The following is a 13199-nucleotide window of genomic DNA, read 5'->3' on the forward strand; positions in this document are numbered from 1 at the left end:
TACGAATCACTATTAACAATGAATGCAGATGTGGGGTTAGTGCAGAACACTATATTTGGGGAGATAATTGTGAATATCCTCTTTTTATAGTTTAAATTAAGGTTGGCCCCTTCACTGACCCGGTGTATGGACAATGTACAAGAAGAATTATGATTACGTACATTAAAAATATTAATACAACTCTCCAAAGAGGTGGAATGTGTGCCTATTAAAAATGGTAATCAATACATCGAACGAATCGATCAGCAAAATATCAATATTTGGTACAAAGGGACGCGTATCGAAGGACCATTATCCAAACATCCTGCATTTCAAGGCCTCATACAAACACAAGCCGAATTGTACAACATGCAGTGTGACGAACGTTATTTAGCGCAGATGACCTACCCTTCGCCTGATACTGGAGAGCTTGTTGGTCTATCTTTTCTCCCACCCAAAAGTGTTGATGATTTAGAACGTCGAAGAAAAATGATTGAACTCTGGTCAAACAGACATCACGGTTTTTTAGGACGCTCCCCAGATTATATGAATACGGCAATCATGTCCCTGTTTACTGCTGCCGATATCCTTGAGGACCTTCATCCGAAATATGCTGAGAACCTCAGGAAATACTATGCCTACTGCCGAGATCATGACATAACTTTATCCCATGCATTCATCCAGCCTCAAGCAAGTAAAATATCCGGTCAAATTGATGCTACTGAGGATTCAATTGCAGCTAAAGTTGTAGAAATCAATGATGAAGGGATGGTTGTGACCGGTGCTTTTATGATGGCAACACAAGGGGCTACATGCGATGAAATGCTAGTATTCCCTACGCCTTCACCATCCCTTGTAGATGATGATAATCCCTTCGCATTTGCCTTTGCAGTACCTAATGATCTGCCTGGGATGACTTTTTTTTGCCGTGAAAGTTACTCAGCCACATCTACTTACGACCATCCCTTAAGTTCTAGATATGAAGAAATGGATACGCTTGTTATATTTGACCGCGTACTCATCCCACATGATCGAATATTTTATTACGGAGATGAGATCTACTGTGCCCGATTGTTCGGTGAGAGTCACTTTCATACCCATATGGGTCACCAAATCATCACCCGCTATATTGCTAAGACTGAGTTCTTTCTCGGTGTGCTAGAATCTTTGGCAGAAGAACAAAATGCTGAGCTCGAGTCCTTCACCATTCTGCCGATTTCAAGAATACTGACGTTTCTAGAAACATTCAAAGCGTTAAGACTCGCTTCTGAAGTAGGAGCATCCCACGATAAATTTGGATTTCTTGTTCCTGATAAAGGCCCCCTTCTAGCTTCAACCATTCACTTTTCAGAGTTTTATCCGAAGATGGTTGAAATGGTTCAAAATCTCAGTTCAAGCGGGCTTATCATGATCATCTCTGAATCGGACTTCAGTTCAAGTGCCGGTTCATACCTCCATCAGTATTTGAAGGGTAATGTCTCGGATGCTTGGTACCGAAATGCCTTATTCCGGGTCGCATGGGAACTGGGAGCGGGTGCATTCGGTGGCCGCCAAACCCAATTTGAGCGGTTATTTTTTGGGAATTCAGAAACAATGGCCTGGCGTATGTACAATAGCTACGATAATCATGAATACTTCCGTCAAATCATTCACGAATTTATTTCACCAGAAGACCCCCTCCCTAATTCAACAACAGATGTAGTTTCTAATTGAGCTTTCTTTTTGTATATTTTTCATGTTGAATTGAACTTTTCGAATTGCTCCCACGGCCAGGTGACATGAAATACTATAGCCCTGGCTGGAGCGTTAAGACTTAGAAATCGCACCTAATTATACGAGATCAGTGTTACAATTTTTTCAGCACGAATATTCATCCCTTCAGTTACTCCTTTGTTAATAACCAAAAAAGAAGAGCCAGAGCACTCACAATTGCACCTAACAAACTCACTCCGTTCCAGCCAAAGTAAACATAGATACTCGTAGATGCGATCGACCCAGTGGCGCTGCCAATGGAATAAAAAATCATGTAACCGGCAGTAAGCCTACTGCGTGCCTCAGGTCGCAAAGTAAGGATCATGCTCTGATTGGTGACATGTACGGCTTGTACTGCAAGATCAAGAAGGATAATACCAACGATTAATGCAATAAGAGAATGTTGAACATAACTTATTGGCAACCATGATATGAGCAAAAGAATCAAGGCTACACCTGTGGTCTTCTGCCCTAAACCCCGATCGGCGAGGCGACCTGCTCGCGCTGCTGCTAACGCGCCTGCAACACCTGCTAGACCAAACGCTCCAATTGCAGTATGTGAAAGAGAAAACGGTGGGGCGCTGAGAGGTAATACTAGAGATGTCCATAATATACTGAAAGCAGTAAAAATCATCATGGCTAGTGCAGCACGGATTCTAAGAGTTCGTTCCTGAGCAAACAACGTGAACATTGAACGAATCAGCTGTAGGTAAGATAATGATTCTCTTTTATGCTCATAATGTGGCAACACCCGAAACAATACACATGCCATGATTAGTGTTAATACCGCTGAAACAAGGTAGACAGAACGCCAACCTGCTAAATCCATTAATACGCCAGCGAAAGTTCGCGCCAGTAGAATACCAATTACGATTCCACTTGTCACAACACCAACGACACGCCCACGTTCGGCTGGAGCAGCCAAAGTTGCCGCGAATGCAACGAGCGTCTGTGTCACTACGGCAAGAAACCCAACCGCTGCTATACCTATGAATAACACTATACTGCTGGTGGCAGTACCAACGACAATTAAAGCCAATACGGATAGGAGCATCTGTCCAGCGATCAGCCAACGCCGATTTAATAGATCACCCAGAGGCACTAGTAATAACAGTCCAAGTGCATAAAAAATTTGAGTGATTGTAATAACAAGTCCAACGAATGAATGAGAAATACCAAACTCGTTCGAAATAGCGTCCAGTAAAGGTTGCGCATAATATATGTTAGCAACAACTATTCCGCAGGCGACGGAAAATAAAAGTGCCACATTACGAGATATTATTGATACAGGCACTGGTTCCGACGCTCTAAACCCTCCTTGTACTTTCTCAGCTTTTTTGACTGTTTGATCCGCTATAATAGCTTTCGATTCCTCAACAGATTTCCCCAAAAATAACGCCTCCTGATTAACTTTTATCAAATTCATAAATTACATACCAATCAGTACGTAATTACGTTTGACAAATATAACTCTAAAAAAAGATAACTGTCAAGAGATTAGCTTATAGAACAACCAAAAATTAGAATCCGACTATTTATACGTTCATTTCTTATTGACATAATAATATTCAAACCATAAAATAATATCATACCGTTCGATATGAAAAGAGGGAGTTAGTATGGCTCGACCACGTGAATTTGATGAGGAAAAAGCATTGGATGCAGCTATGCAAGTATTTTGGGAAAAAGGGTTCGAGGCTACCTCTTTAAGCGACCTGACATCAAGAATGGGTATTCAGCGGCCTAGCATCTACTCTACCTTCGGGGATAAAAAAGGACTATTTGAAGCTGCGTTGCGGAAATATACGAGTTCTCATGCTGCCTATGTTCGTAACAAGCTTCAAAACAATTCTTCTGTTAAAGAGGCATTCCGTGACTTTTTCGAAAATATAGTGACAAAAGAATATGGACAACATCCGAACTGGGGATGCTTTTGCATTAATTCGATGGTTGAACTTTCACCCCACGATGAGAAATTTGAGCTCCTGACAAGAGAACACCAGACGTATCTCTCGGTAATATTTCAAGAAACGATTGATCGGGGTTTGCGCTCAGGTGAGCTTGATTCAACTATTAACGCAAAAAGTTTAGCGCAGACACTAGTCATATCATTAATTGGACTTACTGTGATCATGAAATCCCGTCCTGAAAGATCATTTGTAGATAATTCTGTAAAAGAAATACTTACATTGTTACGATAAAATCAAAAATTAGATATGCAGCTTTTGTAACTTTGAAACTTTAATATGTTTAATAACTCTTCACTAATCCTGTTTTCCTGTCGATAATTTATAGTAGATGGAAAAGTATGGAGGAGCATATGAACACTAATCGCAGAACTGAACCTTTTCGATATACCCTTAAAGAACCTGTAACCCTTGATCTTCATATTCTTAGTATTAACGGAATCCAGGTTCCTTCTAAGCCTGTAAGAGCTGTACTGTTCAACATCAGTCGAACAGGCTGCCACTTATCGTTACCCCTCAACATTAATCCAGAAAATAACCTGGTACGGATTGGTATGGAAATGAATCTTACGGATGAATCTATTTACTTAGAAGGAATTCTAAAATGGAATAGAGAACAGCAGGACTGTTTCCATTACGGTATTCAATTAGACATACCTGAAGCTGACATTGAGTGTCTTCCGAGGGTGCTACGCAGGCTCGCTGGAGAAGGTAAAATATTGGTTCGTTGAGATGTTAACAAAAGAATAGTACTCCATTAATAAAAAAACAAACCCGCGTGTAGACGCGGGTTTGTTACAGTTTTTGCTGCTGTTATTGAAAATCAAGATAATTCCTAACACTTCTACCTTTGTTCTTGAGGTATATCTCGTTCAGGGGTTACTGGTATAACTTGCTCTTTCTCCAGCACCTCTTTTAAATCATCCTGAATTCTTCGATCCCAATGAGGAACACCGGAGCGATATGCCGCTCTACCTGTTAGGTGGGCGGATAAAGGTGCAGTTATAAATACAAAGACAATTCCTAGTAATAGCTTTGCACTAATATGATTCTGAAAAAATGCAAAATATAGAAATGCCCCAACTAAGACACATAACACACCGAGAGTGGCACTCTTCGCGGCAGCATGTGATCTTAGATAAACATCAGGTAGCCGTATCAAACCAATAGCACTAACGGCGCTAAGCAATGCCCCTGTAAGAATTAACAAGGCAAACAGCAACTCACCTGTAGTCTTGATCATTTCCATTTTCTAGCACCACTCCCTTTTCGATATATCTGGCAAAGGCTGTCGTTCCAATAAAGGAAAGAATTCCAATCAATAAAATAATTTCTATAAAAGCCTGCGTTTGGAGAAAGACAGATAACACGGCCACCATTGCTAGCAGATTAATTCCAATCGTATCTAATGCAGCGACTCGGTCAGGTAAAGAAGGTCCTTTCACCAAACGCCAAGCACATACGCCTATAGCTAAAGCCATGATTGTAATGGATAGCATAAGAATAAAATGAATCATTAGCGGGTCACCTCCAGTATCGCTCGCTCAAAGGTATCACGGATATTTGCCCTGAACTGTGCAGGGTCATCAACATCCATTGCGTGAATATACAATGTCCGATTATCATCCGACACTTCAAGCACCACCGATCCAGGAGTGAGGCAGAGCATCGTGATTAACGTTGCCACTTCCCAATCTGATTTCAGCTCTGTAGTATATTTGAGGATAGCTGGACGTATATTAAGCTCCGGTCTTAGAACGGCTTTTACCACTACATAACTAGAAACGACCAGCTCCCGCAGCAGCAACAGGATTAGCTTAATGATCGCCCACACTTTTCCAAGATATAACCTGGGCCAAAAGCGTCGCATTCCGAGCAGAATGAGTATACCGAGCAGGAAACCAATGACGAAACGTGGCCCAGTCCAATCATTGTGCAGAAACATCCACAGGAATGCTATCATGAAATTCAATAATAGTTGAAAAGCCATAGTATCTACTCCTTCATGACAGCGTTAATGTATAATGCTGGATCGGCCAGTACGGCTCCGGCTTGGCTGACATATCCGTTTACCGTCTCAGCACCTACACCCATCAGAATTACAATCGCGAACAGAACAGCTGCCGGTGCCATCATAGCTTTATAATGAAGCGGTTTGACTTGTTCTTCCCTTTTCTCGCCACCCCAGAATACCTGCTGGAATACCTTGATCAAGGAATATAACACTATGAAGCTTGATGCAAGTGCAATTAGTGCCAGAGCCACATGATTCTGTCCAAATCCGCTACGCACCATCATCACTTTTCCAGCGAAACCACTAAGTGGTGGAACACCAACCAACGCCAAAGTCAGTACGAAGAACATCCAGCCGGTCCACGGATAGCGTCGGATTAAACCACCCATTTCTTTTAAGCGGTCGGTGCCCGATGCTGAGATAATCATCCCGCCCAGGAAAAATAATAATGCTTTGGCAACCATGTCATGCATTAAATAAAACACTACACCATTTAACGAATCCTGAGTCGCGACAGAAATCCCAAAAGCAATAAATCCAACACTGATGATGATATTATAATTAAAAATCCGCCCCAGATCGTTGTAAGCCAGTGCACCGATTGCACCAAGGATCATCGTCGCTCCCGCCATCCAGGCAATCAGTGAATGGGTGAGTCCCGGTTCTTGAATAAAAATCAATGTAAAGGTACGTGTAATGGCATACAATCCCACTTTCGTTAACAATGCTCCAAACAGTGCTCTAACAGCCACAGGTGGTGCACTATAAGAATCCGGAAGCCAGAAAAAGAGCAGCAAACCTGCCTTTATCGAAAATACGATCAGCAGCAGGACCGCAATGACGTTCATTACACCGCCTTGTCCCGCCTCTGCTACACGCATAGATAGATGTGCCATATTCAGTGTTCCTGTCGCGGCATATAAATAAGCAAGCGTTGCTACAAACAAGGAAGAGGAAATCACGTTAACTAATACATATTTTAACGTCTCTCTCAGTTGACCTTTGGAGCCACCAAGTACAATTAAAGCGTACGAGGCAACTAACAGGACCTCAAAGCAGACGAACAAGTTAAACAAATCTCCGGTGAGAAAGGAGCCAAATACCCCAGTTAATAGAAAATGGAAAAACGGATAGTAATAAAACCTTTCTCTTTCTTCCCCAATGCTGGCGAAGGAAAAAAATAGACATGCCGCACCAACAATAGCACCGACTAGCACAAGTAAAGCCGCAAACATATCGGCAACAAACACAATGCCATAAGGTGGAAGCCATCCACCCATATATAGGGTCTGGATGCCCTTTGTACTTACCTGGTACACAATGATTCCAGCAACCAAGATATTTAAAAACACACTGACGGCACTGATAATACGTTGCAGATCCACTCGGTCTTTTAGAAAAATCAGTATAACTGCCGTAAAGGCCGGAATCAGCAGAGGCAGCACTAGCAAGTTGTTCATCGTTGTCTCTCCTCCTTGGTTCCTTCCACATCATCCGTGCCCGTCGAACGGTAAGTCCGGTATGCCAAAACAATGAAGAATGCTGTTACTCCAAAACTAATTACAATAGAGGTCAAAATGAGCGCCTGCGGTAACGGATCTACATACGCCTCCGCTTTTTCACCTAGCAAAGGTGGAGCACCTGTCTTGAGACCCGACATTGTCAGTAGCAGTAAATGAACACCATGGGTAATTAAATTAGTACCCAGCAGGATGCGTAGCAAGCTTTTGGAAAGGACTAGATAAACACCTACGGTAAACAATACGCCGATCGCCAAGGCAACAACAAGCTCCATTAGCTATCCCTCCCGATCGTAAGTATGATATTCATAGTGACACCAATAACAGCTAGATAAACACCAAGATCAAAGAACATTGCAGTGGTTAATTCTGTTTTGCCCATAAGCGGCAATTGGAAATACCCAAAATTTTGGCTCAGGAAGGGTACGTCGAATATAAATGAGCCAACCCCGGTAAGAAAAGCAATCGAAATCCCGATCGCAATTAACTTACGATAATTAATAGGCAGCACTTTCTCAACCATATCCATCCCAAAAGTAATAGCAAGTAGCACCAAACCTGCAGAAGCCATCAAAGCCCCAATAAATCCGCCTCCCGGATTATTATGACCGGCAAAAAACAAAAACAACGAAAATATCAGAATGATAACGAATGCTACTTTAGCTACCGCTTGCAGTAACACATCATCACTTCGGGAATAACGAGGCTTATTATAGGGAACAACCCTCTTCAGTTGGTCTGCTGTACCCTCTCCATCCAACTGCAGCTTGATCATGGAATAAATAGCAAGTGAGGCAAGGCCTAGTACTGTTATTTCAAACATGGTATCAAAGCCGCGGAAATCAACGAGCAGAACATTGACAATATTTTTACCGCCACCCAAAGTATAGCTATTCTCCACATAATATTTCGAGATGGATTCGAACGGACTACTGCCTAGAGCAGCAAGTGCAACCAATGTCATCGTTACGCCCATCCCGATGGAAATAATTAGTTTCAGGAAATGCGCACGAGGTTTGAGCTTCTCTTTTTCCAGCCTAGGCAAATGCCTGAAACATAATAGGAACAATGTAACAGATACCACTTCAACAATCATTTGCGTAAGCGCCAGATCAGGAGCTCTGAACAGAACAAAGAGCAAAGTAACCATATAACCAACCATTCCTGTTAACAAAATGGCTGTTATTCTGGAACGCACAAACGGAATAGCTAAAGCACCTAGAAGCAAAACCATTACAGCAATAACCTCAAACAAAGAAAAAGGAGTATACTCAGTCGTACCAAGTGTAATTCCATCTGAATACCAGACGACACCGCAAATCGTTACGATCAAGAAGGAAAAAATATACATTAAATAATGTCTCATGGAACCAGTCATATAAGAACTAGTCACCCATCTAGACAATTTCTCAACCAGCCGGATTACTCCGTCATAGACTTGATTTAAAGTGTAGCCACTGCCCCATTCTTTATCGACCAGACTTAAGCGGCCATAGATTCGGTATACAGTAATACCAAGAATCACAACACCAAGTGTCATCCATACTTCTGGTGTAAAGCCGTGCCAGAAATGGATATTCACAACAAAAGGTTCCCCGGTCTGCAAGATAGGGTGAATAGCATTCATTGCAGGGATAATAAGTGTATTAGATAATATATTCGGGAAAAAACCGATAAATATAGACAGCACTGCTAGCAGGCACGGGGCAAGCAGAAGTCCAAATGGGGCTTCATGCGGTTTTTTGTCCAGCTTCTCAGGCTGATATTTTCCGAAAAAGGTGTGGAATACCAAAATCATACTGTATGCAAAAGTAAACACGCTGGCAATCCAGGCCAAAACCGGGAAGAGCGTAAACAACGAGGGAATAGAGAATATATCCAAGTTTCGGATATTCAGGACAGCTGTAAAAAACATCTCTTTACTTAAAAATCCTGAAAATGGCGGCAAACCAGCCATGGAGAAACTGCCGATCATCGCTACCGTAAAGGTAACCGGCATAATGGAAATCAGTCCGCCCAGCTTTCGCAGATCGCGGGTACCCGTCTCATGGTCAACTATACCGACCATCATAAACAAAGAGCCTTTAAAGATGGCATGGTTAATAAGGTGAAAGATAGCCGCTGTTGTTGCAGCAGTGTAAAAGACTGAATCTTCCCCTGCATAAAATGCCGCTGCCGATCCCATTCCTAGCAATCCCATAATCAGTCCAAGTTGACTAATCGTTGAATAGGCTAATAGAGCCTTCAGGTCCGTCTGCTTCATCGCCTGGATAGAGCCATAAATCAAGGTGATCAAACCGACGCCTGACACAACCCAGAACCACTCATATTGCCCCGCAAAAATAGGGCTGAAACGGGCGACAAGATACAATCCAGCTTTAACCATCGTTGCTGAGTGAAGATATGCGCTGACGGGTGTCGGTGCCTCCATGGCATCCGGCAGCCAGATATGGAACGGGAACTGCGCTGATTTGGTGAATGCACCTAATAGAATTAATAGCATCGCTGGAATAAACAACGCATGCTCACTAATATCGCCAACCTCGCTCCAAATTTCCCGAATACTAAAGGTGCCTGTCATCACATACAGCATTAAAAAGCCGGCAAACATCGCTAAACCACCAAATACGGTAATCAACATAGATTTAAGAGCACCATACCGCGATTTTTGCCGCCGATGCCAGAAAGCAATCAGCAGAAATGACGAGACACTTGTTAATTCCCAAAAACCGTATAGCACCATCAAGTTATCCGAGAGCACAACGCCAAGCATCGCTCCCATAAACAACATTAAATAAATATAAAAAGGGGTCAACGCTTCTTTTCGCTTGTCTAGATAATAAATCGAATAGATAATTACAAGACTACCCATTCCAGTGATTAACAAAGCGAACAGTAAACTTAATCCATCCAGATGGAAAACCAAATCAATGCCTAGGGAAGGAATCCATGAAACGGTTTCATATCCCAAATCCCCTCCCTTAATAACGGGAATCCGGGTTAAAAAATATACAAACAAAGCGAGTGAACCGGGGAAAACAAGCCATCCTCTATGAAGGTTGGATGCTCTCTTGGTCAAAAGTGCGATTACTAAGGCCATTAGAAACGGAACAAGTATGATTACATGCAGCAAAGGCAGTCCTCCTTTTCCACTTGAGCTTATCAAGTTGTGAACTTTAGTACTTACTTTTTTACCAAAAGCCAAAGATCATATGATTGGAAGGGCCCTTAATAATAGGCCCTCATGAAGATAAGGGCACGCCGATTATAAAGAATCGGTCAATGTGCCATCACAAATATGCAAATATCTAGCCTTTCCATCTTCTTGCTCAATTCTGAATAAACCGTTCTCAAATTCTGTGTGTAATTCGTGAAAGAACTTTCCTTTAAGCGAATACTCTCCCTTAGGTTCATCACTGAGCTGATACTCATCCCCGATTTTGACCAGGTAGGCGATTACGCCTTCCTCATGGGTTTCTTCCAGCCCGGCGCGCATCCGTTGAACGGCGACTACATGCAGATCCATCATTTTCATTTTACCAATGAGTTCATTGATGAAATTGCGTTTGGTAAGCTCCTGCCATCGAGTCTGAGCAGATTGTCCAATGACGATCTGTGTAACCTCATTCTTTTCAGCTACTTCTACAATAATATCAGTTGTTTTTCGGCCTTCACGTTTCCGAATGATAAATTCTGCGCCAGCTTCATCGGCAAGACGTTTCCAAACCGTCATATACATTTCTTTGCTCTGATTATATTCATCATTGTCCGAACTATCGACATTTAATACAAACAATGGGGCCCCTATTATTTCAGATAGTTGCACACCACGTCGGATTAAACGTTCCCCATGCGGACCATAATGAACACAAACCATAATCTTTTCATTGTGTATGACCTTCACCCTCCTGTAACATGGCCAAGAAATACAAAAGGAGCCTACTGGCGTTAGGCCCCTTGCGTAAATCTAAAACCGATAAGTTATACTTAATTATATCTATTCCTATGTTTTTTGTAAAGTTTAATGGTTATCATGGAACATATTTCTACGTGATGCTTGTACTATGCCCTTTTTTTGAAGTTATCATACAATGAAAATTTAAATATCCCTTTACAGGAATATTCACTTAATGGTATATTGTAAATGCAAACAGGAAATACAAGGAAGTAGGCCTGTTGAGTCGCTCCATCATGGCCCGTCATATGAAATCCGAATCAAATCAATGAATCGAAGTGATGATTGTTTATGAATACTAACGTAATGAGTGCTTTAGCAGAGCCTAATCGTATGCAGATCGTTGAACTATTACGCGAGAATCCCCTAACCGTTGGAGAGATCGCAGAAAGTCTTCAGTTGCGTCAGCCTCAAGCGTCCAAGCATTTGCGTGTTCTCAGTGATGCAGGCCTTATTGAAGTTCAAGCTGTTGCTAATCGGCGCATTTGCAAGCTCCGCCCTGACCCTTTTAAGGAATTAGACACTTGGTTAGAATCCTACCGTCATATGTGGGAGGAACGCTACGATCGACTGGATGATTATTTGCAGAAGCTACAAAGCAAGGAATTAGATAATGAAAAGTAAACGAGGAGGATTTATCCAATGACAAATTCTAACCAAACCAACCAACTAGTATCCAAAGTTGAAGGCAGCACTCTAATATTAGAGCGTATTTTTAAAGCTCCACGTGAGCTAGTTTTTAAAGCTTTTTCTGAGGCTGAGCATTTGAAGCATTGGTGGGGGCCAAAAGGTTGGACACTTCCCGTATGCCATGTCGATTTCCGTCCAGGAGGTACTTGGCATTATTGCATGAAGTGCGAGGATAAGAGTCAGGGAGATTTCTACGGTATGGAGTCTTGGGGTAAGGCAATTTATGGGGAAATTTCGATTCCAGAGCAAATTATTTACACGGACGGGTTCTCAGATGCCGAAGGTAATATTTCAAAAGATCTGCCCGAGACACTAGTCCAACTAGATTTTATCGAGCTGGATGGTCAAACGAAGCTGGTTAACACCGGTAAATACGCTTCTCCAGAAGCGTTACAACAAGTGATTGATATGGGGATGCTACCGGGTATTTCACAAACCTTTGATAATTTGGACGTACATCTTGAGAATATACAGAAGCATAGCTAAGATAAGATAAGATAAGATAAGATAAAATAAGATAAAAAGGACGATGCAAGGATACTCTCTCCTGCTCGTCCTTTTATTCATTTTGTGGGAAATAAGAACCTGATGCTACTCGGAAAATATTGCAGAAAAAACGTGTCATTATGCGTGCCTAATGGATCTGTCTCAAACATCACCCGCTGATCAGCTCCATCTATCTTCTCTTTTAAAATATCAAAAGCACGTTTACTATTAGGCACCATGTCCTTCTGTGCATTAGTCTTCTGGATACCTTCCTGTTCACCTACATACATATAGACTTTGCATTCTCTATCTAACTTTGAAGTCTCCATATAATGTATAAAATCTTTAAACCACACAGACGCGGATATGAATATAAAATTATCAAAAACAGACTCTGTCTTGTACATCGCGTACATACTTATTAACCCACCTAGTGATACACCGCCTAATGCCAATTTGCCCGGCTCATGAGAGATGCGAAAGGAACGAATTATATGCGGGACCAGTTCCTTATATACGTAATCCAAATAATCATCCCCCTTGCCCCCAAAGGACCAATCCTTAAAAAGTGCAGGCATTTCCCAAGGTGTATATTCATCATTACGAAGCTGAGAATCAATCCCGATAAAAATAACCGGCTCTGTAATCCCCTCCTCCACATCCCTTTCTATATCAGCAATCGACTCTTTGAACAAGAAATCGCCATCCTGTAAGAAAACCGCCGGGAAGCTTCGTTCAGTAAACAAATGATATGCTTTAGGGAGATACACAGTAATTTGCCGCCCAATATGTTCAAAAGTAGTAAGTTCTCCTAACATCATCCTGCATCATAGCCC

14 protein-coding genes are annotated in these 13199 nt (G+C 42.0%); 5 read left to right on the plus strand and 9 right to left on the minus strand.

Features of this window, described 5'->3' with window-relative positions; all coding sequences use genetic code 11:
- The first annotated feature begins 201 nt into the window (after positions 1–201).
- Complete coding sequence (locus tag ACFWMP_RS01870) at positions 202–1692, plus strand: 4-hydroxyphenylacetate 3-hydroxylase family protein (protein WP_379421771.1); 1491 nt, start codon at positions 202–204, stop codon at positions 1690–1692.
- A 169-nt stretch (positions 1693–1861) separates the two neighbouring features.
- On the opposite strand, the gene ACFWMP_RS01875 is transcribed toward ACFWMP_RS01870, so the two are convergent.
- Positions 1862–3025, minus strand: a complete 1164-nt coding sequence (locus tag ACFWMP_RS01875; RefSeq protein ID WP_379423472.1) for an MFS transporter — start codon at positions 3023–3025, stop codon at positions 1862–1864.
- Positions 3026–3350: 325 nt separating this feature from the next.
- On the opposite strand from ACFWMP_RS01875, the gene ACFWMP_RS01880 reads away from it, so the two are divergent.
- Both ACFWMP_RS01880 and ACFWMP_RS01885 read left to right on the plus strand, forming a co-directional pair.
- A complete protein-coding gene (locus ACFWMP_RS01880; protein ID WP_379421772.1) occupies positions 3351–3932 on the plus strand; it encodes a TetR/AcrR family transcriptional regulator in 582 nt (193 codons plus the stop codon).
- A gap of 119 nt (positions 3933–4051) precedes the next feature.
- Positions 4052–4429, plus strand: coding sequence for a PilZ domain-containing protein (locus ACFWMP_RS01885; protein WP_042187629.1), 378 nt, complete (start codon positions 4052–4054; stop codon positions 4427–4429).
- A 113-nt stretch (positions 4430–4542) separates the two neighbouring features.
- Here the strand turns inward: ACFWMP_RS01885 and mnhG are convergent, their stop codons facing one another.
- The 7 genes from mnhG to ACFWMP_RS01920 form a co-directional block, all read right to left on the minus strand.
- The gene (gene mnhG, locus ACFWMP_RS01890; RefSeq protein WP_042187627.1) at positions 4543–4947 is read right to left on the minus strand and encodes a monovalent cation/H(+) antiporter subunit G; all 405 of its coding nucleotides are present in this window, start codon (positions 4945–4947) and stop codon (positions 4543–4545) included.
- A complete protein-coding gene (locus ACFWMP_RS01895; RefSeq protein WP_042187626.1) occupies positions 4922–5215 on the minus strand; it encodes a Na(+)/H(+) antiporter subunit F1 in 294 nt (97 codons plus the stop codon). The genes mnhG and ACFWMP_RS01895 overlap by 26 nt, the downstream gene beginning before the upstream one ends.
- Positions 5215–5688 carry a Na+/H+ antiporter subunit E gene (locus ACFWMP_RS01900; RefSeq protein ID WP_042187625.1) on the minus strand — a complete coding sequence of 158 codons (474 nt, stop codon included), beginning with the start codon at positions 5686–5688 and terminating at the stop codon, positions 5215–5217. Before ACFWMP_RS01900 ends, ACFWMP_RS01895 begins: the two co-directional genes overlap by 1 nt.
- Positions 5689–5693: 5 nt before the next feature.
- Entirely contained in the window at positions 5694–7172 is a 1479-nt protein-coding gene (locus ACFWMP_RS01905) for a Na+/H+ antiporter subunit D (RefSeq protein ID WP_042187623.1), read from the minus strand.
- Positions 7169–7507: a Na(+)/H(+) antiporter subunit C gene (locus tag ACFWMP_RS01910; protein WP_379421773.1), complete on the minus strand. Its 339-nt coding sequence runs from the start codon at positions 7505–7507 to the stop codon at positions 7169–7171. Before ACFWMP_RS01910 ends, ACFWMP_RS01905 begins: the two co-directional genes overlap by 4 nt.
- Positions 7507–10371: a Na+/H+ antiporter subunit A gene (locus tag ACFWMP_RS01915; protein ID WP_339248552.1), complete on the minus strand. Its 2865-nt coding sequence runs from the start codon at positions 10369–10371 to the stop codon at positions 7507–7509. The genes ACFWMP_RS01910 and ACFWMP_RS01915 overlap by 1 nt, the downstream gene beginning before the upstream one ends.
- Positions 10372–10497: 126 nt before the next feature.
- The gene (locus tag ACFWMP_RS01920) at positions 10498–11136 is read right to left on the minus strand and encodes a universal stress protein (RefSeq protein WP_231573438.1); all 639 of its coding nucleotides are present in this window, start codon (positions 11134–11136) and stop codon (positions 10498–10500) included.
- Between the two features lie 342 nt (positions 11137–11478).
- Between ACFWMP_RS01920 and ACFWMP_RS01925 the strand changes: the two genes are divergently transcribed.
- Together ACFWMP_RS01925 and ACFWMP_RS01930 are read left to right on the plus strand one after the other, a co-directional pair.
- Positions 11479–11811 carry an ArsR/SmtB family transcription factor gene (locus ACFWMP_RS01925; protein WP_341125390.1) on the plus strand — a complete coding sequence of 111 codons (333 nt, stop codon included), beginning with the start codon at positions 11479–11481 and terminating at the stop codon, positions 11809–11811.
- 18 nt (positions 11812–11829) lie between these two features.
- The gene (locus tag ACFWMP_RS01930) at positions 11830–12363 is read left to right on the plus strand and encodes an SRPBCC domain-containing protein (RefSeq protein WP_340969101.1); all 534 of its coding nucleotides are present in this window, start codon (positions 11830–11832) and stop codon (positions 12361–12363) included.
- Positions 12364–12440: 77 nt separating this feature from the next.
- Here ACFWMP_RS01930 and ACFWMP_RS01935 read toward each other — a convergent pair whose 3' ends face one another.
- Positions 12441–13184, minus strand: a complete 744-nt coding sequence (locus ACFWMP_RS01935; RefSeq protein WP_379421774.1) for an alpha/beta hydrolase — start codon at positions 13182–13184, stop codon at positions 12441–12443.
- Between the last annotated feature and the right edge of the window lie 15 nt (positions 13185–13199).

Source organism: Paenibacillus sp. NPDC058367 (assembly GCF_042723305.1).
Taxonomy (GTDB): Bacteria; Bacillota; Bacilli; order Paenibacillales; family Paenibacillaceae; genus Paenibacillus_AQ.